Origin of the sequence: Pseudorhodoferax soli, assembly GCF_003337555.1 — a bacterium.
Taxonomy (GTDB): Bacteria; Pseudomonadota; Gammaproteobacteria; order Burkholderiales; family Burkholderiaceae_C; genus Pseudorhodoferax; species Pseudorhodoferax soli.
This window is the reverse complement of the sequence record NZ_QPJK01000011.1, coordinates 209776-231483: the sequence shown is the minus strand read 5'-3', so window position 1 is coordinate 231483 and position 21708 is coordinate 209776. Positions and strand designations below refer to the sequence as shown.

Below are 21708 nucleotides of genomic sequence, written 5' to 3'. Positions count from 1 at the left end.
ACGGTTTTCACAGTCCGTCGCTATTGCCTGTTAACAGTCAACACAGCGAGAGGAGCTGAGCCCTCACGACACAGTGGGGCGTCTGCGCATGGAGATCCACTTTCGTGGCCGAGCCGGTGCGACGTCCTTACGCTATGGCTCGACACACGCCGGGCTATGACTCCGGATCCGGTCTAGCGCGGTGTCCTGAATTGCTGCGTTCGTCTGGAGATCTGGCTGCCTTGGTCTGGCACCTTCTGAGAAGAATTGACCGCAGATTCCTTCGACCCGCTTGCATTTGGTTCTTCGCCGACTCGTTGCAGGCGTGTGTTGAACCGTTCAACACCCTTCCCGGCAAGACATCCAACACTGGGGGCAACTTCGCCGATCGATCGACTCTAGTCACGGCAACGCCGTTCATCCATGCGTGTCGATTTGGAATGAGAGTGGAAGCACTGGCAAGAAACTGGGCAGCAACAAGAGGGGTGTTGAACGGTTCAACACCCCACTCGAAATGCGTCCGCGGCGAGCAAGGAGACAGAGGGAGTGCGCCTAATTGTTGAAGTCCGGCAGGTTTTTTCCCGCCGCATTGTGGGATCAAGTCCGACTCTTTGTCAGAGCTATGCAGAAATTTCGGGGGGTGTTGAACCGTTCAACACCCTTGCTCGCCTCGCTTCCTAAGCCGACGCTTGGCGCGCAAACGTTGTAGCTACCCAAGGGGGATCCCCCACATCGCTCGGGGTAGAGCCTGCAGACCACAACATACAGATCGCCCAAAAAAAAGGGTGTTGAACCGTTCAACACCCCATCGTTATTCAGCTTCAACTCTCGCTTCTATTCCTGTTCCACATCGGAGAAACTGTCTCTCAACCACGCGATCATCGCAGCCTCTCGCTTCGCGGTAAGTACGCCAGGATCGAAGGTCAGAACCACTTGCCCATCAGCGCTCCTACGCAGCAGCGCGCCACGCCCAGCCTTGCCGACACGCCGCTCGACGATAGGTGTTGAACCGTTCAACGGCTTCTCCATCATCAGCAGTTTGTCGAGCACTGCTTTGCCTAGCATAGGCTCGTTTGATGCCGCGATTTCCTTTGCTCGCGCGACCAGTCCGTCAGGGTCACGCTGTAGTGCTTCGCTAAGTGGCTGAGCCCATCGGAACTGCACATTCAAAGGAGAGCCAAACGCGGCCACCACTGCTTCTGGCAATCGCGCAAGGGCCACGCCCTTCGAAATCAGTGCCAAGTCGACCCCGAGCGCTTCTGACATCTTGCGTTGCGACGGGTACAAACCAAGGTCGAGTGCTTGCCGGTACATCATGCCCTGCTCCCACGCGCTAAGGTTCTTCCTGCCGCGGTTCTCCCGCTCCATGGCCTCGAACAGTTTGACGTCTGTCAGCTCGACGATCAGGGCTTGCACGAGCAAGCCGAGATCGAGGCAAGCTCGGTGGCGTCGGTGGCCGAACACGATCTCGAAATCGAAGCCCGCGCCGGAATCAGGCGAGACAGGGCGTACGCAGATCGGCTGCACGTTCGTCCCAGCCGCCGATATCTCGTTGCGCAGTTCTATGAACTCCTTATCAGCGAAGGCGTCTTCATGACGGTTCGCGTACCTGGAAGGTTTGATGCGCCGCGGGTCAAGGGCACGCACGACCAGTGCACCCTCGAAGTCCTTCAACTTCTGCCGTAAGTCATCAGCCTCTCTAACGGCGGCAGACTGGGTTGCCATGAAAACAGCCATCGTTCCGGGCGCCGTCTTGGCTCGAGCCTCTGAGCGCGCCACTGTGGGTGCGGCAGGGGAAGGCAATGCTGCATCGGCCTTCGGTGCAACCGCATGGGCCGCCACTTGGTCGGCTTGCGAGGAGGACAGGGCGCGCGCGGCATCGGGTCCGGCTGCCGGCGTAGAGGGCAGACTCGGCGGAAGCTGAATCAGGCTAGCTTTGGCGGCAAGCTTCTTACTCATCGACGCGTCTCCTTAGTTTGGGGAACAGGTGTTGAACCGTTCAACACCCCTGCCTGGCGGGCCCAAACAGCCCTGATGGAGCCTTCAATGTGGCCGACAAAACTGTCGTAGGCGTCTCGAGCGCGCTTGAATGTTCGAGCGCTTCCGTCGTAGCGCGAAACGTCATAGACAGTCCCGAACTCCGCACTAGCAACGCCAGTAACAGCGGTCTTAGGGATCTCAACAGGAAGCACCTTCTCTGCGTACGTCTGCCCAATCCACTGCCGAATCACCGTACTGGCTGCATCAGCCGAGTCCACGCGCGCGAGCAAGATGTGGATGAAGTCGAATTGCTTGTCCATTCCCCGTCTGGTCAAAAGCTCACCGGCAAGATCCGAGAACAGGTTCCAGAACTGCGAGGCGGAGGCAAAGTCCAACGCGTTCGGGGGCAGGGGCATGATGATCCCGTCCGAAGCAACGAAAGCATTGATCGTTGTGTACGACAGCGCTGGTGGGGTGTCGATGATGACAACGTCATAGTCCGCGCGGACGTCGTCGATACCAAGATCCAGTACGCGCCAGAACTCAAACCCCGGCTCCTGAGTTTGACGGGCAGGAAGCGCGAACTCAGCACCGAAGAGAAGAGGAGCCGCTGCTACAAGGTCGATACCGTCCCAGTACGTGGGTCGGATCGCATAGCGAATGGAGGTTTCTTTCCCGAGGCACAACGGAAGAATGGTGTCGTGCTCTTCAACTTCCGTATCAGGAAGAATTCCGAACAGTGTGGTCAAAGAGCCTTGGGGGTCAGTGTCGACCACAAGCACTTTGTAGCCCAGTAGAGAAAGGCCCTGGGCAAGCGTTACGGCGGTAGTTGTCTTCGACACCCCGCCCTTGAAGTTGCCGATCGAAATCGTTACAGCTTCGCAGCCCTCTGGTCGAAGCCGGTCTCGCCGGTACTCACGAATCCACTCCCGGCTTTCAGCGAGGGTGAACTCCCGGCGGCTACCAGAAGCGTTCAGCTTTCCGGCTGGGAGATCTCCTTTGGTCAATCGGTGGGAGATCGAGCCCTTCTCTACTCCAACCATGCCGGCCAGCTGCGACAAGCTGTAGAGCGGTGCAACCTTACGTGCTGTCGGCGCGAGCATGGCACTACGGATCTGAGCCATCATCGCGATTGCCCTATCCGCCTGGTTGGAAATGTCAGCCAGAGTGATTGGTTTGAGCTGGGGAAGCGGTGTAGATGTCATGCGAAACTCCTCTGAGCCGGAGTTTAGCGGGGGTTTTACAGTTTTCGTCACGTCTTCTCGAAAAGCGTCAAACATGCGGGAGTTGTTGTCTCTGCTGACTTACAAAACTCCCTGCCACTTTTGGAGTTTTCTAAGCCCTTGAACTCCTTTAATACCTTTACGCTGACTTTTTCTGTTTAAAATCAATGCGTTACTGCGGATTCTGGAGAGTGATCAGGACGGTTTGGAGATCAAGCAGGACCAGGTGTGAAGGGATACGGGTCCCAGCGGCGACCGCGCAGGGGGCTACGTGAGTGGTTTCGGGACTTCGCCTGCCGAAGATGCGCCCCTTCTAGTGGAGAGTCTTCGGGATGGCCTTGCGCCGCTGGCTGCTCGCTTGACGTGAGGGTTTTCAGGAAACGAGCGGGCTCCAAGGGCCGGGAATGGTGCATCTGCTGCTCGTAAGAAGCTTCTACAGTGTTCTGAGCTGGCTCCTTTAGCTGGACCTGGGTCCGACTAGCAAGCGAAATCCCGAAAACTCTCCGCGAAAGTTAGGTCTACTGCCCGAAGTCGCGAATCTCACGTGAGAGTTTTCGGGAGTTGCGCTTGCCGTTTTGACGTGAGTTCGACATTTCACGTATCGCTTACAGTACAGCGATGACTAATGGACCCGTGCGAACAGCGAGCGAACCGACGGCACCGAAGCGCGTGCGTGTTGGCCGTCCGGTCGCCGGAGCCGAAGGACAGCTGGTGCGCAAAGCTGTCAACACGCTGGCCATCGTTCCAAAGTCGACCAGAATCACCACCCTAGCCCGAAAGAGCTACAACGTGCTTCTTTACCAGGCGCAGGAACAAGGCCTGGAGCATGATGTCTTCAAGGCGCCACTCGACAGCATCGTCAAGGGCCTGGACTTCGACAGCAACGACCATGGCTTGATAAAGAAGCACTTGCGTGCCATGGTGTCTACGACGGTGGAGTGGCAGTCGCCGACTGTTGGTGAAGGAGCTGCTTGGAACGTCAGTGGTTTGTTGGCGCATGCCAAGGTCAGCAAGGAGCGCGGGCAGGTCTGGGTTGAATGGTCTTATGCGGTCAACTTGAAGCAGGAGCTACTAGACCCGACGGTCTTTGCTCGTCTGCGGCTAGACGTGCTCAGTCAGCTACGGACGCATGCTGGCGTCGTGCTCTATGAAATCTGCACTCGTTACCGGAACGTCGGCCGGACTTCCCGTCAGCCCTGGCGCTGGTGGTATCCAGTACTAAGCGGAAATCCAACCAGCGAAAAGTCTGATCGACTCGAGTACCGGATATTCAAGCGCGACACGCTCAAGCCAGCCATTGCCGAAGTCACCGCGATCACGGATCTTGAGATCGAGCTTGTGGAGCACAAGCAAGGTCGGTTCGTGGACGAGATCCAGTTTCTCATCGGAGTGAAGAAGCAGGCTTCACTCGCTTTGGGACGGCCACCTCAACCCGTTGACGTTGAACTTGTCCAACGCGCGCATGTTCTGGGCATTGGAGAAGACGCACTGGAGCCTCTGCTCGCGGAGTTCGGTGATGCGGCTGTACGACCTGCTTTGGACGCCGTGGAGCGGAGGGTGGCAAGTGCTTTCCCTGAGCAGCTTCGAGATCCTCTGCGATACCTAAAGGTGCTTTTGCAGAACGCGGTGGGCCGGACTGCGGAACCCACGTCAGATTCGCAAACGCAGGAGAAAACTGCGCATGTTTCTCGCGATCAGCAAGCTGCGAGGCGGGCTCGCTGGCAGCTGGAGTGGACGCGTCGCGCCAACGAGCGTTGTGCTTCGGCGATCGCCGAACTGTCAGTACCGCAGCAGCAGGAGCTTGTTGTCCAGTTGCTAGAAGCTTTGCGTGGACGCGATGCTCACCCCTCGATCATCAAGCGGCTGAGTACAAGTGGTTGGCAGCATCCTATGGTGCGCCACGAGATGCTGAAATTCTTTGGGGAAGCAACGTTCGGGGTGGGTTGGGACAAGCCGACGGCTGAGCAGCTTCTGGAGATTGCGACGGAACTCGGTCCGGAGGGAGAGTAGGGCGGCGCTGCGTGGCCAGCGCTCGGGAAGATCTGATGCCTGGGTAGAAGGGCGGTGGCCGTGCCCAGCCGGCAGTGCAGCGCCCAGAAACGAAGTAACAGCCAGACGTATTCCTCCTGTAAGCTTGCTGTTTTCTGATATTTTCGCCTGCTGTTACTTCGTTTATGGCTGACCTGTTCGAAACTTCGCTGCCCCCTTCCGGCTTGCTTGCTGAGTTCGACTGGGCCTTTAACAGTTGGCTTACATCGAAGCAGACAGCTGGCGACAAGGTGACTGCTGCATCCTTAGACCTCTATCGCAAGATGTGGCAAACGTTCTGCCGATGGTGCGTTGGGCAGGAGCCTCCGATTCGCTTGCCCGCCGTGACTCGGGAGGACGTTCGCCAGTTCGCGACGAAGCCTTCCTTGCACGACGCATCTGAAGCACTGTCGCCGCGCTATGTGTGGCGCCTGCTCGACTTGGTCGAGAAAGTACTTGCTCACCTCGCAAGAAGCGAAAGTCGTCCATATGAGTCCGTCGCAGAGCAGGTTCTTCAAGACCAGGAGAGGTGGCGGTATGCCAATGCAGCCGACAAAGATCCCCTCCCGCAATACCTCTCGGCGGGAGATGCGGCTCTGCTTGTCACCTATCTTTCCGCGGCGCGTCCAAGGCAAGCACGCCCTGCGGTTCAGACCTGGCAGGAGCTGCGCAACAGGACGGCGGTCGCGCTCATGCTGGGTGCAGGGCTCACGCCCGGCGAAGTGCGAGCGGCGCAGGTCGGTGACGTCGTTGTCGCCGGCGGCCGCACGAAAGATGTTCCTTGGAAGGTTCGGGTGGCACCCGGCAGGGCAGGGGGTGCACGCGAGACACCGATTGCGCCGTGGGCTGGCCAGCTCCTTCAGTACTGGCTTCAGGTTCGCATCCATGAGGGCATTCCTGGACAGCACCTCCTGCCGTCCACCCGGACTGGCAAGCCATGGAAAAGCCACGTGGCGCAGTACGACGCCATCAAGCTCGTGATGCGAGGATCAGGCCTCGATCCATCCCTGGAGAAGGGCGGCTCCTTCCGGCTGAGGCACACGTTCGCACTTCGCCAGCTGCGGCGAGGCCAGGCAGATGCGGTCGTGGCCGCCTGGCTCGGGGTGGAGGTCGCCGAGATAGCCCGGTACCACCGCGTCGTGTTCTCCGCTGCGTGGGACGTTGTCTAAGCGCTGGCTGGCGCCGCGGTGTTGGATCAGGACCAGGCGTAACCGCAGGGCGAGCGGCTGCGTAGATGGACGGGCAGGACTTCAACGGCTAAAGTATCACCAGGTATTACCTAGTGATAAGGACCACCATGGCGACGTCCCTCAAGATCGATGACGCGCTGAAAAGCCGCGTGCAGCACCTGGCCGGGCTGCGGCGCCGTTCGGCGCACTGGATCATGCTCGAAGCCATCGAGCAGTACGTGACGCGCGAAGAGCAGCGCGAGGCCTTCGCTCAGGAAGCGCAAGCCTCGTGGGAGGAGTACCAGGCCACCGGCCGGCATCTGACCGTCGAGGAGACGCGCGCCTGGCTTGGCACCTGGGGCACCGACAAGGAAGGGCCGGCGCCTGAATGCCACAAGTGATCGTCACGGAGGGGGCGGCGGGAGGCTTGGAGCGGTGTAGGCGATTCCTGGCGGCCAAGGCGCCCGACGCGGCCAGGCGGGCCGGCCAGACCATCGCCCAGCAATTCCAACTGCTGGAGCACACCCCTGACATAGGCCGGCCGCTGCCGCAGACCCCCGAGTTGCTTCGTGAACTTGTGATCCAGTTCGGTGACTCGGGCTACGTGGCCCTGTACCGGCATGACGCGTCCAAAAGCGCCGTGTACGTCCTGGCGTTCAAACATCAGAAGGAAGCGGGGTACTGATGCTGGTGCAGGTTGAACGTCGAGGGATTGGCCTCCACGCACCGCCCCGGTTAGCGCTCACTCAGCGAACCGGCGCCAAGTGCGGTGATGGCGATTGGGCCGGGGCGCGCGCGTCGTGCTCCTGAGGCCCCATCGGTAGCCCCTAGATGGACCCGGCTCGCGCGTCGACGACAAAGCCCTCCGCTCGAAGATTGATGCCAACGTAGCTAGCCTTCGCGCGCGATGTGGACCACCTGAACCAACCACTCTGGACTTTTCGACACCCAGTCGGCAAAAGAGAACGATGAACGAATACAGCTTGATCCTGCCCGGACTCGAGGAGTCGGTCGCAAAGTGCCGGCCAGACCTGCGGCATGCGCAGCTTGTGCAGACGCTGGCTCGCTTTCCGGCTCTGGAGGGTGCCACCTTGCGCGCAACGCGCGGCGGCGACGGCAGCATCTACATGCAGCGTCGCAAGGTTGTGCGTCCAGACGGATCGGTTGAGCACGACGATCATGAAGCATGGCTTGAGGTACAGTTGCGCGTCGATGACGGCAACGCAAAGGTGACCTATGCGCGGCTGTCTCAGCAGGGCTACCGCCTCAGTCGCTGCGACATCACACGCTTGCACCTGGCTTGCGATCGGGGAGGGGAGGACCAGGCGAACTTCCTGCAGATCGACATCGATCTGTGCGACGACCGCGTGCACTGCGCGCTGTTCCGCGGGCGCTACTTCGACGAACCGCGCACGCTACGCGACCTGGTCGATGTCGCGGAAGGTGAGGCCGTCGGCGAGGACGAGCGAGCGCCCATCAGCGTGCACTACGAGCTGCGCCGTGTTGTCGATGTGGCCAAGTTCGTCGACCTGGCGGAACAGCTGGAAGAGCAGCAGCGCGCCAACCTTCGGGCACGCGAGTACGTGGTCACGATGGGAGATGGGTCCAAGAAGACGCAATCGCATGCCGACCTCGATCCCGGGTTCGAGCGCTTTCGCAGCAGGACCCGGCGCCTGTTCGAAGACTGGCGCGCAAGCAGCGCCGGCCGATCGGGAGCGAGGTTCTGCGAGCACTGGTTGCTCCAGTTCAGCGAATGGACCGATCCGAGCTCACGCACGCGCTATCTCAGCGTGGTGCCGCTTTGGACCTTCAGCAAGAAGCTGGCCGAAGTGAACGCCCGCAGCGGCGATGTGTATGGGCTGTTCAGCAAGCTGCAGACGATCGACCGGCGCGTGGGGGTCCCGTTCGGTTGGTACTTCTACATGCTGCACGGCAACCGTGTGCATGACGGCGCCGGCGAGCGCGTACTCGAAGCCGCCGAAGGTGGCCTGATCGTGCTGCCCGAGCACGACTACCGCGTGCTTCGCAACTGGGCCGATCGGCGCTACGGCTTCTGAGCCGCCAAGCTGAACCGCAGCTTACTCAGCGAAGGACACGACGCCGTCACGCCTCAACAACGCGAGGAACATCGTCCCGCCGTCTTCGGAGGATGCGACCCTCATCTCCCCGCCATGTGCTTTCGCAATCTGCTCCGCGATGAACAGGCCGAGGCTCGGTCCCCATGGGCCTCGTTGTCCTGGCGCCAGTAGGGCTCAAAGAGCCTTGCTTGGTCTTCTGTGGGGATGACAGCTCCCTCGTTCAGCACGGCGATTCCCTGCGTTGGCGCTGTCTTGGTCAGCCTGGCGCTTGGTGTTCTGGGCCGCTATCGCTGCCCCGGTTAGCACTCACTCCGGTCCGGGTTGCAAAATTACTTTGGTGAGCAGCCCTGCCTGTTCGTACTGCCGCGTCAACCACGGCTCCCCTCCGAGGCCTGAAAGGGTCAGCGCTAGCGCTGTGTCGCAAGGGCATGGGTACCGCGTGTAAAGCGCGACCCAGCCGGCTCTAACACGAGTTATGACCCAAGGGCTCTTGTCAAGAACTATTAAGCGGGCTACATTCTCATCGAGTCGAGAGTGCTGCCCTATGCGGTTCGTTGGACGATTGTTCCACTCGGCTTCCCACATTCAACGGACCGCATGCGGTCCGTTCGCCTTTGTGGCTAATTTGGAGTTCCCGCGCATGTCGGCGCCGATGCGAAAGTCAGCCACCGTCGTCGCCAAAAGCGTTAGATTGGCAAGAGCGCAGCGAGATCCTTCCGAAGCTTTCATCTACAGCGGCAGCCGCTGACCTGCGTTGCGGCAACTGGTTGGCACGGCTCGGCGCCGTGGGCATCCGGCGACCTACGTTCGCGCATCCGGGCCTTCAAGGGTTTTAAGCATGTCCGATCGGCTGCGATAGGCATCGGCTACGAAGGGGTCACTGACGCCGTAGATTCCGTGCCCATCGCGGGCGAGGATGTTGGAATCGACCAGCAGGTTGGCGACCTTCTGAACTTCTTCTGGAGCCACCGGCCGGCCTATCTCGGCACCATACTCCTCGAGCGTAGCTGCGGAGAACAGCTTCTTCACGCCTTGGCCGCCTTGCTCGCACACGTAGCCAAAGACGGCAAGGGCCAATGGTCCCAAATCATCCAGCCTCGCCAAGTCCACGCCGGCAGCGGACTGCCGCACCCCTTCCGTGATGGCGCGCAAATCTTGGTCCGCATCGACGAAGTTCGGAGCATTCTGCAGCGCGGACAGCGCCTTCATGAGCTCCTCTGGCCGGCGGCCCAATCGAGTGAAGCATTCGAACGCGGTATCTGCGGTGGGCGTGCGTGCACCGAGATCGGCTTCCTTCAGCAACCAAACTACGAAGTCGATCCCCAGCACCGGAAAATCCTCCGACATCGCTCCGTTGAAGGCCTGCTTGCCCTTGATCGTGAGCTCGCGAACCCGCGCACGATGTGAGCCGGTTCCGATAAACAAGAAATACCCGGGCGTGTCCGGCGTGAGGTTGATTTCATCGCGGGCCGCCTTGAGGGCTAGCAACATGCTGTCTCCGTCATCCGAGCCCAATGCGTGCTGAACCTCGTCGATGATCACGACAACGTCTGTTTTGGCCAGGTTCACGAGTTCAGAAAAGGCCCCAGCCAGGGTGTTACCTTCATCTTTACCGAGTTCGGTCAGGCTGAAGCCGAATTTGAAGCCTGCCGCTCCGAGATCCAGCCCCTTGAGACGTTTCAGCATTCGGACCGCCTTGGAGTCGGCACGCTGCAGGTCCGCCAGCGTCCTGCGCACGGCGCCCAGCAGCAGGTCGCTCGGCTTGGCAGCGGCATTGCTCCACAGGTCGACATAGACCACGATGGCACCCTGGGCCTCGAGTTCGGGGATCAGGTCGCTTCTCAGAAACGTTGTCTTGCCGGTCCGGCGTAGGCCACCTAGGAAGAGACCGGAGCGCACCTTCTTGCTCAACCCCTTAGGCCGCAGTAGCTGTTCCGCCATCTCTGTTGCTAGTTCTGGCCGGTGGAACGTCATTTCTATCCCTTTTTATTGAATTCCGATAATTATCTGATTTCAATAAATTGCTGTAAAGGGCCAACGTCCCAGCTTGCCTGGTCGACGACCGGACTGTCGCAGGAGGGGTAGCAAGTGGTCGGCAAAACCTTCGACGCCGGCTATGTTCTCGCGCATGGTCCGCCTCAATTCCGAGTGGTGCTGCCTGCAGGGGCACGTCGGCCGCCTCCACTGGCGAGCACATCAGCCGCGGCATCGCGGCATCGCTGCCTCGGGGACAATGGCCACATGCAGGAAGAGTCCCGCTGGCTTGCGTCCCTCGATGCACTTCGCCTGGAGTGCGACGGGATGACGCGCGTCATCTCCAACCTCCTGCAGCGCGATGGCATCTCCCACACCCCGATGACCGGACGACTTGTCATCGAGGGTGTCGGCAGAGTCGTGCCGCACTGCTGGATCAAGCTCGAGGACGGCCGTCGCATCGATGTGCGCGCCCGCATGTGGCTGGGCGACGATCCGCGCGTGCCGCATGGCATCGTGCCCGATGACGCGCTTGGGGTGCAATACGAAGGCGAGCCGTTCCAGGTGGTGGGTAGTCCCCTCGTCTTCTGGGTGCTGACCGACACCACGATGGACGCGTTTGCACCTGCGAGCTTTCTTGCAGCATCCCTGCCGGCCCCACAGATGGCCAACGCTGATGGCCCCGGGCTGGGAAGCGTCCAGGCCTGTGCCCGACCGGCATCGACCGCAGCGCTTTGATGACCGCAGACGACGTTGATGTGTCCGAGCTCCCGCACGAAGTGCAGGAGCGTCTGCCCATCGCGGTGGAGCGCGCGCACCGCAAAGCCCGGACGGTTCAGCCAAATCGAGACGCCGAGCAGCTCGTGAGAGCTGCACAGAAGGCCTCGACTGCCTCGCAGCGGGTGCTATGGCTACAGCGTGCGGCTTCGGCATGGGCCAAGCCCATCGAGAAGGTCGCAGCCTGTCGCAAGGGCTGCGCGCACTGCTGCCACATCTCGGTGACCATCTCCGCGGTGGAGGCGGCCGCGATCGGCCGCCACGTCGGCGTCAAGCCAGCACAGCCGGACAAGGCGGTCCATCTGCAGTGTCTGCTGCAGGACATGCAGCAGGCGATTTCCGAGGTGCAGACCATCAGCGCGCGAACCGAGCCTTCGCCGTGCCCGTTCCTGGTCGACGACGCTTGCAGCATCTATGAGGCGCGCCCCATGGCATGTCGGCTGCTGCTCAACCTGGACGACGATGAGCTTCTGTGCAAGCTGATTACGGGCCAGGCTGTTCCCGTTCCCTACGCGAACAGCGATCAGTTGAAGACGCTGTACCTGATGGCCCAGGTCGCGTCGCCGCTCGCGGACATCCGGGAGTTCTTTCCTACCGCGCCGCCTTCGACCACACGGCAATGACTCCGGCGTGCCGTTCATGGCACGCGAGTAGAGCCAGTGAAATGTGATGCGCTCACGCGCACCTGGCGCTTGCCATCCGCCAGAATGGCGACATCGATGCGCGAGGTGTTCCGACCCATCGGTTCCAATTCCTTGATGCCTTGGCAATGACCAACAAGCACACCGACGGCGCGACGGCCACCTGCCAGAATGAATCCATGATGGACACGGAACCAACACACGAGATCTGCGCCGACCCGACGCGCGGTACCGTGTGGGTCAACGGACCCGATGGCTCGTGCATCGGCCGCTTCAGCAAGCGCTTTGGCATCGATGTCCATCGGACAGCAACGGCGCAACTGGCAGGGGAGGGCGAATGCCTGATGTGCACGCACAAGCCTGCGGATCAAGCGTCCTGGCAGCTCTTCGTTGAAGCGATGCAGCAGCACTATGGGGTGACCGTCCCCATGGATCTCCTGACCTGGTCATAGGCCTGCCGCGCTTCTTGCCGAGAGGCGGGCCATAGCCCACAAGCCCCGGCCAGCCGCCTGCGCCGGCAGCGCTACGGCACAGATTCGACCGGCTTGCCCGGTAGCGTGGCTTCGAACGAAGGGTGCTGCTCCCCGCGCAGCCGAAGCTTGTCCACGTTGGAGCAAGACATCATGCGAAGACGCAATGCGATGTTGTTGCCGGCGCCAAGTTGGTGGTTGACCCAGCCAACGCAATGCGCATCATCAATTTCGTGACACGCCATGGCGCGCAGGGGCGCACCCGGCTCAGGCAGGACGCCAGGCTCGGCGATGGTGTCAGCCAGCGCCTGATGCTTGGTCTCGCAGTAGCCGTCCGGAATGTCGTGCGGATCCACGTCCACCCGCCACGGGCACTTGTCGCATGGGCCGTGCGCTTGAGCTTCCAGGATGTCATCGATGCCGGCTTTCGGTTGCTTGGCGGACGACCTCGAACGGGGTGCCGTAGCTGAAACAGCCGTGATGCTCGTCGATCTCTTCGAGGTCGTGTTCCATGTCCCATGCACAGTCCTCGTGGTACGCGAACCGGTGAAGACCTGGTGATCCGTCGTCCAGATGACCTTCGATCACGACACCTTCACCAGCGATCTTCTCACCGCAATAGCAGCACGCTGTCCCTGCCTTCACTTGGCAAGTCAGTCGAGAGGTTTCCACGAGATGGACGTCGCACATGGCCTCATTGTGATCGAGCGCATGACCATCATGTGGCTGTCATCCCAATGCGTTCCGGCAGTTCTTCCTGACGATCAAGGAGGCCGAGATTCGCGACTTGCCAAGTCGTGAATTGAGTTGGACCCACTTTCGGCTGCTCACGCGCGTACAGGACCCTGATGCCGGGAAGTGGTATGCGCGCGATGCTGTCAGCCAGACCTGGAGTGTGGCGGCCCTCGACCGTCAGATCAGCACGCTGTACTACCAACGCCTCCTCTCGAGCCAGGACAAGGACGGCGTCAAGGCCGAAGCCACGGCGCTCATCACACAGCAGGCTGCACCTGATCCGCGCGACTTCATCCGTGCCCCCTACATCCTGGAGTTCCTGGGCGGCGAGCCGCAATCCAACTGGTACGAGCTGGACGTAGAGCAAGACCCCGTGGCGCACGCCGAAGATCAGGCGCTCATCGGGCGAGGTCGACGCGAGTGTGCTTGCTGGAACGACCCGAATCCGACCTCGCTCATCGAGCATGAACGGAGAAATATCCCGGACGAAGTTCGGATCCAGCGCAAACGTCCCCACCCGCGCATTCTCAGAATGGCATCGCACGCAGCGGTGGCAGCAACAGGCTTCGGCATCCAAGCCGTGTTCGGAAAAAGTCGACGCGATCCGTAGAGAATCAAGCAGCGGTCACATGCGCCAAACCAGTCGGGTCACCCCTGAGTAGGCTGATCGGGGTGCTGAGGTCGGGCGAGAAATGCACTGGGTCGGCGCCACCCGACCTGATCTGCTCGAGACACGCGACACAGTAGACCCGGAACCCCATGCACGACGACGACATCACCCTCATCCACTCGCCACTGGAGCGAACGCACAGCGCGGACGGACACACGCTGCGCATCCACATCTACCGCAGCCCCGAAAGTAACTGGACGCTCGAAGTCGAAGACGAGTTGGGCACCTCCACCGTATGGGATGAATCCTTCGATACAGACACCGCCGCGCTCGAAGCTGCATTGGCAGCGCTCGAGATCGAAGGTGTTCACGACTTTGTGACCAGCGCCCAACAGGCGGCCGAGCAGGATGAGCCTGCGCTGCTGCAAAAGCTGGCACAGGCGCGAGCGCAGTCTCCTTCGTCACCGAGCGGCGTGCGCGACATGATGCTGCCGCTCAGCAATGAGGAGCTGGACGATCTCGATGGGTTCCTGCTCGGGCTTGATGCCGAAGAGAGCATGACCCTGGACATGCTCGACGGCTTCATGCACGCCTTGGCGATTGGCCCGCAGACCGTGATGCCCAGCCGCTGGTTACCCAAAGTGTGGGGGCAGGCAGAGGGCCCGTTGCCGCCAGCAGAAAGCCTGGACGAGGCCAACCACTGGCTAGGCCTGTTGATGCGCCACTTCAACAGTATCGTGGCAGGCTATGAGCAGAATCCTCCCATCATCGAACCCTGCTGGTCCTCTACTCGGTACGGTGACGACGGGGAGCTCGATGACGCAGAGACGTGGGCGCACGGTTTCATTCAAGCGGTCGAGCTGAGTCGTGCAGCGTGGCAGGAGCTGCTGGACGACCCGGGCGGCCAGCGCTGGTACCAGCCCATCGGATTGTTGGGCGAAGACGATTTTTCAGCCGACCAGGACGAACTGACCCGCACACCCGCGCAGCGTGCGGCGCTGGCTGAGCAGATTGAAGATAGCCTCGCGCACATCCACGCGTTCTGGCTTCCACCTAGGCAGGCCGTGGCTGAGCGCGAGCATGCACAACGCATGGGCCGCAAAGTGGGGCGCAACGAGCCCTGCCCCTGCGGCGGTGGAAACAAGTTCAAGAAGTGCTGCGGAGCCGCGGCACACCTGCACTGACAGCTGGACATCACATAGCCGGCGGCCTTGGCCTCTCAATGCCCCTTCACCAGCACCGCATCAGTCCTGCCGGGCAAGGCCGATCGGCGCGACCAGTGCGTCAATGCCTGAAGCCGCGGCTTAAATGCTACGGATTCGGCCCCCTGCGTGGGCGCATGAGTTTAGAAAAGCGTTTGCAGGATTTCTAAAGGGCGCGCACAATCTCGCCTAAATTGGAGCCATCGTGCAAAGCTTGACCCTCGACCAGTTCAAAGCCACCGTCCGTGCTGGGGGCGTCACTGGCGTGACGTTAACAGCGCAAGGCAGTGGCTTCTTCATGAAGATCGCCACGCGCGCGGGGTCGGAGCCGGTTGTGCTGGCCAAAGCGCGTAGTTCAGAGCCGCGTCGCTTTGGGTCTCCAACCTCTGCCATGTTGGTTCTCAAAGAGATCGGCATTCGCACGGCCAAGATGGAGTTTGCGCAGTGGGATCCCGAGCAGAAGGAGGTCACCAACCGTGAGGCGCAGAAGGTGACCATGCGGGCTGCGCACAAGGCGGCGGCCGATCAAAAGCGTCTGGCGGCGGACTTGCTGGCAGCGATCAACGACCCGCGGCCCAGCCTTTCCACGCAAGAGGTCCTTCGGCAGTTCGACGAAGAGCCGGACGACGCGGGTCCGGAGTCCGGTGTCGCAGGCAAGGCATGACGCGTGCGCGTTGAATGGCGCCCACTGGCCAACGAGGACTTGGCCAGTATCCGGCGATACATTGCCCGAGACGACAAGTTGCAAGCCCGCCGCTTCGGCGCCGAACTGCGCAGCAGGGTCAAGGTGCTCTCCGACCATCCGGAACTCGGCAGGCCGCTCGATATGGCTGTGCCTCCTGGAGTTCGCGTACTGGTGCTGCACGAGAACTACCTTGCCTACTATCGGATCATCGACGCGGGTGGCGAGCCAGTCGTGCAGGTGCTGAGAGTCAAGCATGCCGCGCAGGAGCGTGTTTGACGGCGCACGTCGTCGAGGCACGATGAGCAATCAAAGGTTACGTGGAACGCAGCCGCTGCATTCTTAAATCGTTTGCAAACCCAAAGGCGCTCTGTCGGTTCACTTTTCCACAGACGCCCCAGCACAGCAAAAATATTCTGCCGTTTCCACTCGGTCATCGTTGGTCGTGCTGCGACGGCTCTACAGGTCGGCCGCGTTGTAGGCCGTCTCGTCAAGCAGCCGCTCGTCTCCGGGTCCATCTCCTGGCCGAACGAGCATGTACCGGGTCTCGCGCAACGACAGCGTGCTGTGAGCCTGGTCAGACATGTGCGCCTTTTGCGGGCTGGGCCATTTTGTTGAGTTCGTCTGCCCGGGCCTCTGCCGCGTTGATCGTCGAAAACCCCGCTTCGTGCAGCTCCCAGGCAAACCAGTCCACCCGCTGGCGCTGCACAATATTCGTCCCGCCCATGGTGCGCACTGCGCGGTAGAGGTAAGCCGGCTCAGGCATCGTCCTCACCCTGCGCTTTTTCATGGGCGCGCAGCTCCGGCTCCTCGGCGAAAAGCTTGACCGGCTCTGCGCCGTCTTCGCAGTATTTCATCGCTTCTTCCAGGTCATCGAGGCCGAAGTACATCGAGCCGCCGCGGGCAATGACAAGGTAGCCCTCGTGTTTCATGGGAATGCTCTTGGTGTTCTTGCTCATGGCGTTTCTCCATAGGTTGCGCGCAGCTTGTCCCAGCAGGCCCAGCACATCAGGCCAAGCCCTTTGACCCGCCACCAAACGTAGCTACGCGGGCTGTTATCCAGACGCACCCTTGCGCATCGAGGGCAATGTCGCTTGACCGCCATCACGCGCCCTCCTTTCCTTTGACAGAAGGGGTTGCGCGCAGCAGTTCGGCCACGCCGTAGGCCCACTTGGCGCCGTAGTCGGTGTGTCCGAGAGCGAGCTGCTCCTTAGCTTTGATCTGCTCCAGCGTCGGGACCGGTCGGTCGTGCTGTTGGGCATAGTCGCGCGCTGCCGTCCAGACGGCCAGCCGTTCCTTCTCGATCCAGTTTCCGACTTCGCGCTGCTTGCGCAGCTTCGCCTCAGCTTGGAAGGCGTCGTAAAGCAGCCTAGCTGGCTCGTGGGTTGGTCGAAAAATGCCGTCGCTCATGCCGCGTCCTTTCCATGGGGCTGCTCCGCCGGTGGTACGGTCGCGTAGAACGCGGTTCCGAAGGCATAGTTCTCCAGCACCATTCCGATCTCATTCCAGGCCTGACCGCTATACACGAACGCGGGAGCGGCCGGGCCGCCCGGTGTTGCGGCTGCTGCGACCGACAGCAGAAACTCGCGAATCTGATGGGCTGCGCCCCCATCGCTTGGGATGCCTCGGCCGTAGCTCCATTTGGTGCCGTCGGGGGCGGTCAACGACACGCCGTTGATGGTCTTGATGATGGCCCAGCCTGGCGGCACCCGAACAACCGGCCCGGGAGCTTCACTGACAGCCTTCTCGGCACCGAGCTTTGCGAGCACAGCGTGCTCGATGACGCGCGCACGCTCGATGTCATTTCCAGTCCACTCGCCAGAGGCGCCAGGGAAGGCCGCCTCGACGGCATCGACGATCTCCTCGTCGGTAAGGACCCGTTCTGTTTGCTTGGTCATGGTGTTCAGTAGATGGTGGTCCAACGCTGCTCGTTCAGCGGGGAGACACGCCAGAACGTGCGCATGATGTCCATGGCCAGCTCCTTCTGACGAGGCTGTTCACGACTCGCTCCGGCGGTCCGTCCACGTGCACGCTCAGCCCGCGCTCGTGCAGGCGCGATCTCAACACGCTCCCCGATACTCTTCAACCGGAAAAAGCTGTGCGAACTTTATCGCGAAACCATCTTCAGCTCGATGGTTGCAATTGACCTCTTCTGCGCGTTCTTGGACCGGCTTTGGACGTGGCGTTGCGTTCGGTTGGAGAACCCAGGCTTGCATCTAGCTGCACTGGTCAGCTTCGCGTTGGTGGTGGGCCGAACTGCATGGCACGCGCGGCCTCCACAGCGTCGGCATCTAGTAGAACGCCGGTCATCGCTTCGCGGAGCGCCACCGCCTGGAAAAGTGCCCGGTCGAATCCATGGAGCTTGATACCGAAGCTGCGACGTACCTGCCGATCAGTGACCCAGTGAGCCATCCAGCGCCATGAAGTCCACAGCGTGGGGTCACCGCGGTTCAGGCTGAGGCTGACACCCGGAAGTTGCGTTCGCCCATCGCTTCGCGGGCCGCGTATGCGCAGGTGCACCGGGGTGCCAGCCTCCGCGAAAGCTTGATCCCGTCGATTGCGCGCAACCTCCTTGGCCTTCTCGGCTGAGCCGTAGACGCTGTCCGAGAAGGTCTCGTACTTGCCGGCCCATGGGTGGTATGAGGGATAACGAACGAGCCAAGCCCCGCCGCTGCGGGCAAGATGCATGTTGGTTGTGTCCTTCGATAGCAGCGGCGCGGGCCGCGGCGGCAGCACGTTCACGCCGGTGGGAGGCGGGAACTCCGGCAAAGCCGCTTTGACAACCTTGGTCATGGACGCGCGCAGCACGAAAAGTCGACCACCTCAAATGGGCAGTGGACAGCGGCACCGAGCTCCAATCCGTCGACCGCTCGCGCTCCACGTTTCGCAGCTTCACGTTGGACCGTGTTGCAGAACCGTCCACGGGGCTCGTTGTGCGGCCGCAAGGGAATCTGCTGAACTGGGTTCATCGGGCCATTCTGCATCGAGTGGAAGAGCAAGTCGGGCTGGGTCACCGCCTTGGAGATGGCCCGACGTCGGAGTCGTCAGCCGTGGGCTCACAGGAACCAGCAAGGCCGCTAGCCCTCAGACCACCCCGATCATCACGTGGCGCTTCCAAGGTTTCCAGCGACCTTCTCCAGCAGCGCAGTCAACTGGCTGCGCTCGCTTGCCGACAAGTTGGCGGACAGACCAGCAGTCCAGCGGCCATGCTGTTCGACCACGGTCTTGGCGACGCGTCTTCCCTTGGGCGTGAGCTGAACGCGCCGGGCACGCCGGTCGTTGGCATCTGCCCTGCGTTCGATCAGCTCTTCGCGCTCAAGGCCATCAAGCAGTCCCGAAACGGTTCCACGCGTCACGCCTGCCTGCTCTGCCAGCGCCTTGGGTGCCACTCCATACGTTGAGGCGTCGAGCAAAGCCAGCAGGACGAAGCGCCCCTCGGATAGGCCATGCGGCTCGAGCAATGCAGCGCAGCCGCGGTCGATGCTCGCTGCGAGCGAGAGCGTCTGAAAACACAGTCGAATGCTCTCCACATCGGACACCCTTCGACGCTGCGCCTCCTCAAGTAGCGCAAGATACTTCTGATCCAGCTTCATGGTTCCGCCATACGATTTCGCGCCGAACTGTAGCGACTTGCTGCTGCTGAGACGGCGACGTGCCCGTCGGCGCAACGCCGCGCCGTTTGGTTGGGCAGGGAACAGGCAAACAGGACGCGTCGGTCTCCGCAGCGTGAACAGGGCAGGGCCTGGCGGGAACGGCCATCTGCACTCTTGAAGAAGCGTGTCTAGCGCCGGCCGTACGAGGCGACCAATCAGCGCGCCTCCATCGACCACCATCGACGCCGCCGCTGATCAGTCGCGCGGCGTTTGCCGCAGCTGGGCCAGCACGGCGATCTCACGCCGCAACTCGTCAAGATGCCGAGCGGCCTCACGATGCAGTTCGGCCGCACGGCCAGGCAGCGGCTCGCCAGAAGGCATGCAGCCCGATTCCGCGGCGTCGCGCAGGATGTTGACGGCAGCCTGCAAGGCGGTGTCGAGGTCAATGTCCATCGTCGAACTCACTGGCGGAGCATGAAAGCCGCCACCACCAACAGCACGACGGCGGCGAGCCAGCAGACCGCGTACAGCCCGTAGGGGGGCGGCTTCACTTGTGCAAGGAATTCCGCAAGCTGCCGATCCCGAAAGCTCACGCTGCGGGTACGGTGCAGTGCGGCACGGCTCCAAGCGTGTTCCAGGCCCTTGACGAAGCATCCCGCCGCGCAAAGCAAGGCGAGCGGGAGCGTCCACCACAGGACCGACGACAGGGTTTCGACTTCTTGCATGGGCAGGCCTCGAGTGCAGGATGCCGGCTCCGCTTTCAAGCTTGAGCAGGCGACACATTGTCGTCGTGCTCACCAGCCAGCCTCAGAAAGGCTCGATGTTGCCCGGAAAGGGACACCATGGCAGAGCGCAGCGCGGCCGACCGTGTCCGCCCGAGCTGGCGCTGGATGACCCTTTGCAATCAGCTCTTGGCCAACTCGTTCAGGTCATGCAGGCCGTCAGCGGCCCAGCGTCGGAACTCTTGGACCTTGCGGCGAGTTTCGGCGAAGCGTTCTTTGTCCGCCTCTACAGGCTCCATCAGGGCAAGCAAAGCGTCGTAGTGCCTGCCTGTTTCCAGCAGCCCGGTCAGGATCTCCCGTCGCTTGGCGATGAAGTGCAGCTTGAGGTGATCGGAGATGGGGATCTTCATGTCTACGGTCGCGCGCCAGAGCTCGATCTGGGTGTCGAGCTCCTCCGTGTTCAGGGTCACCGTGATCGAGGCCATGTGTCGATTCTCGCGCGCGAAACCGATGGAGGACAGGCGGGCCCTGGGTCCCCTCGCCTAGAAGGCGATACGATTTCGGTTTGCCAGGGAAAGCAGTCGGACCAGCTGGCCATATCACGTGAGGTCCGCAGCCAGCAGAACCATGATCGAAACCGAGAAATTGAAGAAGCAGCGCGAAGCGCGGCTCGCAGCTGAAGCATTGTTTGAGCCGATTGCGCAACCACCACAGACCGCAGCAGCGACCGTCGTGACGGTCCGGCACCGCCGGGCGTCAACGAATGCTGCCGAGCACGTCGCAACCGCCTCTCCTGACGCGCTGACCGCGGCGGCCGGGAGGCCGGCCCGGATTCATCTCGTCGCTGCGGAACCCGCAGCCACGACCACAGACACAGCGGCGGTGACCGAACCGAAGGTCATTCCGCTAGACGCAGCACCTCTAGAAGCCAAGTCGACCGACGTCCAACCGGTTGAGGCGCCGGCGGGCATCGCTGAGCCAACGGTGCTCGCAAACGAGCCCGCCACCGCTCCCGCGGCCGATCAGGTGTCGGTACCGGTACCGCCCAAGCCGCGCAAGACGCGACGGCGCGCCACGGCCCCGGTGGCCTTGAAGCCACAACCTGTCGAGAAGAGCGTGACGAGTCGCGTGGCCATCGCATCGCGAAGCACCTCACCAAGGCGTCAGGAGTTGAACACCAAGGCGCCGCATGACCACGCGCCTTCCGTGCAGCACCTGCCAGCTACGGTCGGCTTTGAAGCCTACGAATGGCCGGTGTACCCCAAGCTCATCGCCCAGATTGAGGAGCTCAAGCGCAAGGCACAGGTTGTGCGCGAACATGAGTCTGCACAGGCGCTGGAGTGGATCAAGGGCGCAATCCGGCAGTACGGGCTTTCCGCACAGGACTTGGGCTTTGGCCAAGGAAAACGCTAGTCCGGAACGGCCAGATCATATGCAAAGCCATTCCTAGCCGTAAACCGTTCACTGAGTCGGGTCAGTGTTCATTTCCTGTGGGTCAGGATTCGGTGGATCAACACGCTGGAGGGCACGGACGACGAGAAGGCGCAGCTCTGCACCTTCATCGCGCCGCGCCACAACTTCAACCTGTGGGCCCGCTACTAGTTCGGTCCGGGTGTGCCGCAGGACTTCAGCATCTGCGGTGGCCTAAGTTCAGCAGCGACTATGTCGCATCTGGTCATCTCATAGCAGGGGCGCTCGCCCGGAGTGCCGTTGAACGTCGCAATCGAAGAGGAGGGCATCGACGCCGTTTCGCCGGCGGTGACCCGCGGCTTTTCGACCAACCCCACGCCGAGTAGGCGCTGCATTCCGCGCTGCGCGCAGTCGCCGCTTTCAAGGTTCCTCAAC

At 61.6% G+C, this 21708-nt stretch carries 27 protein-coding genes and 1 pseudogene; 13 read left to right on the top strand and 15 right to left on the bottom strand.

What is annotated here, in order from left to right; genetic code table 11:
- Positions 1 to 813: 813 nt before the first annotated feature.
- Positions 814 to 1938 carry a ParB/RepB/Spo0J family partition protein gene (locus DES41_RS31785; RefSeq protein ID WP_114471628.1) on the bottom strand — a complete coding sequence of 375 codons (1125 nt, stop codon included), beginning with the start codon at positions 1936 to 1938 and terminating at the stop codon, positions 814 to 816.
- A complete protein-coding gene (locus DES41_RS31780) occupies positions 1935 to 3164 on the bottom strand; it encodes an AAA family ATPase (protein WP_211333126.1) in 1230 nt (409 codons plus the stop codon). The genes DES41_RS31785 and DES41_RS31780 overlap by 4 nt, the downstream gene beginning before the upstream one ends.
- A gap of 729 nt (positions 3165 to 3893) precedes the next feature.
- On the opposite strand from DES41_RS31780, the gene DES41_RS31775 reads away from it, so the two are divergent.
- From DES41_RS31775 to DES41_RS31755, 5 genes are all read left to right on the top strand, one after another.
- On the top strand, positions 3894 to 5192 hold the full coding sequence (locus DES41_RS31775) for a replication initiation protein (protein ID WP_170168349.1): 1299 nt from the start codon (positions 3894 to 3896) through the stop codon (positions 5190 to 5192).
- A 164-nt stretch (positions 5193 to 5356) separates the two neighbouring features.
- Positions 5357 to 6379 carry a tyrosine-type recombinase/integrase gene (locus tag DES41_RS31770; protein WP_114471626.1) on the top strand — a complete coding sequence of 341 codons (1023 nt, stop codon included), beginning with the start codon at positions 5357 to 5359 and terminating at the stop codon, positions 6377 to 6379.
- Positions 6380 to 6507: 128 nt separating this feature from the next.
- Positions 6508 to 6780 carry a CopG family ribbon-helix-helix protein gene (locus DES41_RS31765; protein ID WP_114471625.1) on the top strand — a complete coding sequence of 91 codons (273 nt, stop codon included), beginning with the start codon at positions 6508 to 6510 and terminating at the stop codon, positions 6778 to 6780.
- Positions 6768 to 7064, top strand: a complete 297-nt coding sequence (locus DES41_RS31760) for a type II toxin-antitoxin system RelE/ParE family toxin (protein WP_114471624.1) — start codon at positions 6768 to 6770, stop codon at positions 7062 to 7064. Before DES41_RS31765 ends, DES41_RS31760 begins: the two co-directional genes overlap by 13 nt.
- A gap of 283 nt (positions 7065 to 7347) precedes the next feature.
- Positions 7348 to 8436: a hypothetical protein gene (locus tag DES41_RS31755; RefSeq protein WP_114471623.1), complete on the top strand. Its 1089-nt coding sequence runs from the start codon at positions 7348 to 7350 to the stop codon at positions 8434 to 8436.
- Positions 8437 to 9258: 822 nt separating this feature from the next.
- Here DES41_RS31755 and DES41_RS31750 read toward each other — a convergent pair.
- On the bottom strand, positions 9259 to 10431 hold the full coding sequence (locus tag DES41_RS31750; protein ID WP_245965955.1) for an ATP-binding protein: 1173 nt from the start codon (positions 10429 to 10431) through the stop codon (positions 9259 to 9261).
- Positions 10432 to 10698: 267 nt separating this feature from the next.
- Here DES41_RS31750 and DES41_RS31745 point away from each other — a divergent pair, with 267 nt between their 5' ends.
- The 3 genes from DES41_RS31745 (at position 10699) to DES41_RS31735 (ending at position 12301) form a co-directional block, all read left to right on the top strand.
- Entirely contained in the window at positions 10699 to 11169 is a 471-nt protein-coding gene (locus tag DES41_RS31745; protein ID WP_114471621.1) for a hypothetical protein, read from the top strand.
- Positions 11169 to 11831: a YkgJ family cysteine cluster protein gene (locus tag DES41_RS31740; RefSeq protein ID WP_114471620.1), complete on the top strand. Its 663-nt coding sequence runs from the start codon at positions 11169 to 11171 to the stop codon at positions 11829 to 11831. The genes DES41_RS31745 and DES41_RS31740 overlap by 1 nt, the downstream gene beginning before the upstream one ends.
- Positions 11832 to 11977: 146 nt before the next feature.
- Entirely contained in the window at positions 11978 to 12301 is a 324-nt protein-coding gene (locus DES41_RS31735) for a hypothetical protein (RefSeq protein WP_245965954.1), read from the top strand.
- A gap of 71 nt (positions 12302 to 12372) precedes the next feature.
- Here DES41_RS31735 and DES41_RS39670 read toward each other — a convergent pair whose 3' ends face one another.
- Positions 12373 to 12843: a DUF6283 family protein gene (locus DES41_RS39670; RefSeq protein ID WP_281277250.1), complete on the bottom strand. Its 471-nt coding sequence runs from the start codon at positions 12841 to 12843 to the stop codon at positions 12373 to 12375.
- Positions 12731 to 13009 carry a hypothetical protein gene (locus DES41_RS38115; RefSeq protein WP_147283016.1) on the bottom strand — a complete coding sequence of 93 codons (279 nt, stop codon included), beginning with the start codon at positions 13007 to 13009 and terminating at the stop codon, positions 12731 to 12733. The genes DES41_RS39670 and DES41_RS38115 overlap by 113 nt, the downstream gene beginning before the upstream one ends.
- A gap of 64 nt (positions 13010 to 13073) precedes the next feature.
- Here DES41_RS38115 and DES41_RS31725 point away from each other — a divergent pair.
- The 4 genes and pseudogenes from DES41_RS31725 to DES41_RS31710 all read left to right on the top strand — a co-directional run.
- Positions 13074 to 13664: pseudogene (locus DES41_RS31725) on the top strand (DUF1016 N-terminal domain-containing protein); the annotation flags it as partial.
- A 149-nt stretch (positions 13665 to 13813) separates the two neighbouring features.
- Positions 13814 to 14848 carry a UPF0149 family protein gene (locus DES41_RS31720; protein ID WP_147283019.1) on the top strand — a complete coding sequence of 345 codons (1035 nt, stop codon included), beginning with the start codon at positions 13814 to 13816 and terminating at the stop codon, positions 14846 to 14848.
- Positions 14849 to 15071: 223 nt separating this feature from the next.
- The gene (locus tag DES41_RS31715; RefSeq protein ID WP_114471617.1) at positions 15072 to 15530 is read left to right on the top strand and encodes a hypothetical protein; all 459 of its coding nucleotides are present in this window, start codon (positions 15072 to 15074) and stop codon (positions 15528 to 15530) included.
- A 3-nt stretch (positions 15531 to 15533) separates the two neighbouring features.
- Complete coding sequence (locus DES41_RS31710; protein ID WP_114471616.1) at positions 15534 to 15827, top strand: type II toxin-antitoxin system RelE/ParE family toxin; 294 nt, start codon at positions 15534 to 15536, stop codon at positions 15825 to 15827.
- 180 nt (positions 15828 to 16007) lie between these two features.
- Here the strand turns inward: DES41_RS31710 and DES41_RS39665 are convergent, their stop codons facing one another.
- The 10 genes from DES41_RS39665 to DES41_RS31665 all read right to left on the bottom strand — a co-directional run bounded on the left by DES41_RS39665 (position 16008) and on the right by DES41_RS31665 (position 20348).
- On the bottom strand, positions 16008 to 16133 hold the full coding sequence (locus DES41_RS39665) for a hypothetical protein (RefSeq protein WP_281277249.1): 126 nt from the start codon (positions 16131 to 16133) through the stop codon (positions 16008 to 16010).
- On the bottom strand, positions 16126 to 16338 hold the full coding sequence (locus DES41_RS31705; RefSeq protein WP_147283015.1) for a hypothetical protein: 213 nt from the start codon (positions 16336 to 16338) through the stop codon (positions 16126 to 16128). The genes DES41_RS39665 and DES41_RS31705 overlap by 8 nt, the downstream gene beginning before the upstream one ends.
- On the bottom strand, positions 16307 to 16507 hold the full coding sequence (locus tag DES41_RS31700; protein WP_114471614.1) for a hypothetical protein: 201 nt from the start codon (positions 16505 to 16507) through the stop codon (positions 16307 to 16309). Before DES41_RS31700 ends, DES41_RS31705 begins: the two co-directional genes overlap by 32 nt.
- A gap of 145 nt (positions 16508 to 16652) precedes the next feature.
- Positions 16653 to 16958, bottom strand: coding sequence for a hypothetical protein (locus tag DES41_RS31695; protein WP_114471613.1), 306 nt, complete (start codon positions 16956 to 16958; stop codon positions 16653 to 16655).
- Positions 16955 to 17446: a hypothetical protein gene (locus DES41_RS31690; RefSeq protein ID WP_147283014.1), complete on the bottom strand. Its 492-nt coding sequence runs from the start codon at positions 17444 to 17446 to the stop codon at positions 16955 to 16957. Before DES41_RS31690 ends, DES41_RS31695 begins: the two co-directional genes overlap by 4 nt.
- Before the next feature lie 331 nt (positions 17447 to 17777).
- Positions 17778 to 18341 (bottom strand): AP2 domain-containing protein, encoded by a 564-nt coding sequence (locus DES41_RS31685; RefSeq protein WP_114471611.1) that lies wholly within the window; start codon positions 18339 to 18341, stop codon positions 17778 to 17780.
- Positions 18342 to 18649: 308 nt separating this feature from the next.
- Positions 18650 to 19141 carry a MarR family winged helix-turn-helix transcriptional regulator gene (locus DES41_RS31680; protein ID WP_114471610.1) on the bottom strand — a complete coding sequence of 164 codons (492 nt, stop codon included), beginning with the start codon at positions 19139 to 19141 and terminating at the stop codon, positions 18650 to 18652.
- Positions 19142 to 19396: 255 nt separating this feature from the next.
- Positions 19397 to 19594 carry a hypothetical protein gene (locus DES41_RS31675; protein ID WP_114471609.1) on the bottom strand — a complete coding sequence of 66 codons (198 nt, stop codon included), beginning with the start codon at positions 19592 to 19594 and terminating at the stop codon, positions 19397 to 19399.
- Positions 19595 to 19602: 8 nt separating this feature from the next.
- A complete protein-coding gene (locus DES41_RS31670) occupies positions 19603 to 19866 on the bottom strand; it encodes a hypothetical protein (RefSeq protein WP_114471608.1) in 264 nt (87 codons plus the stop codon).
- 179 nt (positions 19867 to 20045) lie between these two features.
- Positions 20046 to 20348: a hypothetical protein gene (locus DES41_RS31665; RefSeq protein WP_114471607.1), complete on the bottom strand. Its 303-nt coding sequence runs from the start codon at positions 20346 to 20348 to the stop codon at positions 20046 to 20048.
- Positions 20349 to 20490: 142 nt separating this feature from the next.
- Between DES41_RS31665 and DES41_RS38110 the strand changes: the two genes are divergently transcribed.
- Complete coding sequence (locus DES41_RS38110) at positions 20491 to 21276, top strand: hypothetical protein (RefSeq protein ID WP_147283013.1); 786 nt, start codon at positions 20491 to 20493, stop codon at positions 21274 to 21276.
- Positions 21277 to 21708 lie beyond the last annotated feature (432 nt).

Bases quoted from the DNA above. Each gene is read 5' to 3' on its own strand.
- DES41_RS31765 (WP_114471625.1), top strand. From the start codon at position 6,508: ATGGCGACGTCCCTCAAGATCGATGACGCGCTGAAAAGCCGCGTGCAG.
- DES41_RS31755 (WP_114471623.1), top strand. From the start codon at position 7,348: ATGAACGAATACAGCTTGATCCTGCCCGGACTCGAGGAGTCGGTCGCA.
- DES41_RS31680 (WP_114471610.1), bottom strand. From the start codon at position 19,141: ATGAAGCTGGATCAGAAGTATCTTGCGCTACTTGAGGAGGCGCAGCGT.
- DES41_RS31785 (WP_114471628.1), bottom strand. From the start codon at position 1,938: ATGAGTAAGAAGCTTGCCGCCAAAGCTAGCCTGATTCAGCTTCCGCCG.
- DES41_RS31700 (WP_114471614.1), bottom strand. From the start codon at position 16,507: ATGAGCAAGAACACCAAGAGCATTCCCATGAAACACGAGGGCTACCTT.
- DES41_RS31670 (WP_114471608.1), bottom strand. From the start codon at position 19,866: ATGCAAGAAGTCGAAACCCTGTCGTCGGTCCTGTGGTGGACGCTCCCG.
- DES41_RS31665 (WP_114471607.1), bottom strand. From the start codon at position 20,348: ATGGCCTCGATCACGGTGACCCTGAACACGGAGGAGCTCGACACCCAG.
- DES41_RS38110 (WP_147283013.1), top strand. From the start codon at position 20,491: ATGATCGAAACCGAGAAATTGAAGAAGCAGCGCGAAGCGCGGCTCGCA.
- DES41_RS31780 (WP_211333126.1), bottom strand. From the start codon at position 3,164: ATGACATCTACACCGCTTCCCCAGCTCAAACCAATCACTCTGGCTGAC.
- DES41_RS31675 (WP_114471609.1), bottom strand. From the start codon at position 19,594: ATGGACATTGACCTCGACACCGCCTTGCAGGCTGCCGTCAACATCCTG.
- DES41_RS31750 (WP_245965955.1), bottom strand. From the start codon at position 10,431: ATGACGTTCCACCGGCCAGAACTAGCAACAGAGATGGCGGAACAGCTA.
- DES41_RS31760 (WP_114471624.1), top strand. From the start codon at position 6,768: ATGCCACAAGTGATCGTCACGGAGGGGGCGGCGGGAGGCTTGGAGCGG.
- DES41_RS31705 (WP_147283015.1), bottom strand. From the start codon at position 16,338: ATGAAAAAGCGCAGGGTGAGGACGATGCCTGAGCCGGCTTACCTCTAC.
- DES41_RS31720 (WP_147283019.1), top strand. From the start codon at position 13,814: ATGCACGACGACGACATCACCCTCATCCACTCGCCACTGGAGCGAACG.
- DES41_RS31690 (WP_147283014.1), bottom strand. From the start codon at position 17,446: ATGACCAAGCAAACAGAACGGGTCCTTACCGACGAGGAGATCGTCGAT.
- DES41_RS31745 (WP_114471621.1), top strand. From the start codon at position 10,699: ATGCAGGAAGAGTCCCGCTGGCTTGCGTCCCTCGATGCACTTCGCCTG.
- DES41_RS38115 (WP_147283016.1), bottom strand. From the start codon at position 13,009: ATGTGCGACGTCCATCTCGTGGAAACCTCTCGACTGACTTGCCAAGTG.
- DES41_RS31740 (WP_114471620.1), top strand. From the start codon at position 11,169: ATGACCGCAGACGACGTTGATGTGTCCGAGCTCCCGCACGAAGTGCAG.
- DES41_RS31695 (WP_114471613.1), bottom strand. From the start codon at position 16,958: ATGAGCGACGGCATTTTTCGACCAACCCACGAGCCAGCTAGGCTGCTT.
- DES41_RS31735 (WP_245965954.1), top strand. From the start codon at position 11,978: ATGACCAACAAGCACACCGACGGCGCGACGGCCACCTGCCAGAATGAA.
- DES41_RS31770 (WP_114471626.1), top strand. From the start codon at position 5,357: ATGGCTGACCTGTTCGAAACTTCGCTGCCCCCTTCCGGCTTGCTTGCT.
- DES41_RS39665 (WP_281277249.1), bottom strand. From the start codon at position 16,133: ATGTCTGACCAGGCTCACAGCACGCTGTCGTTGCGCGAGACCCGGTAC.
- DES41_RS31685 (WP_114471611.1), bottom strand. From the start codon at position 18,341: ATGACCAAGGTTGTCAAAGCGGCTTTGCCGGAGTTCCCGCCTCCCACC.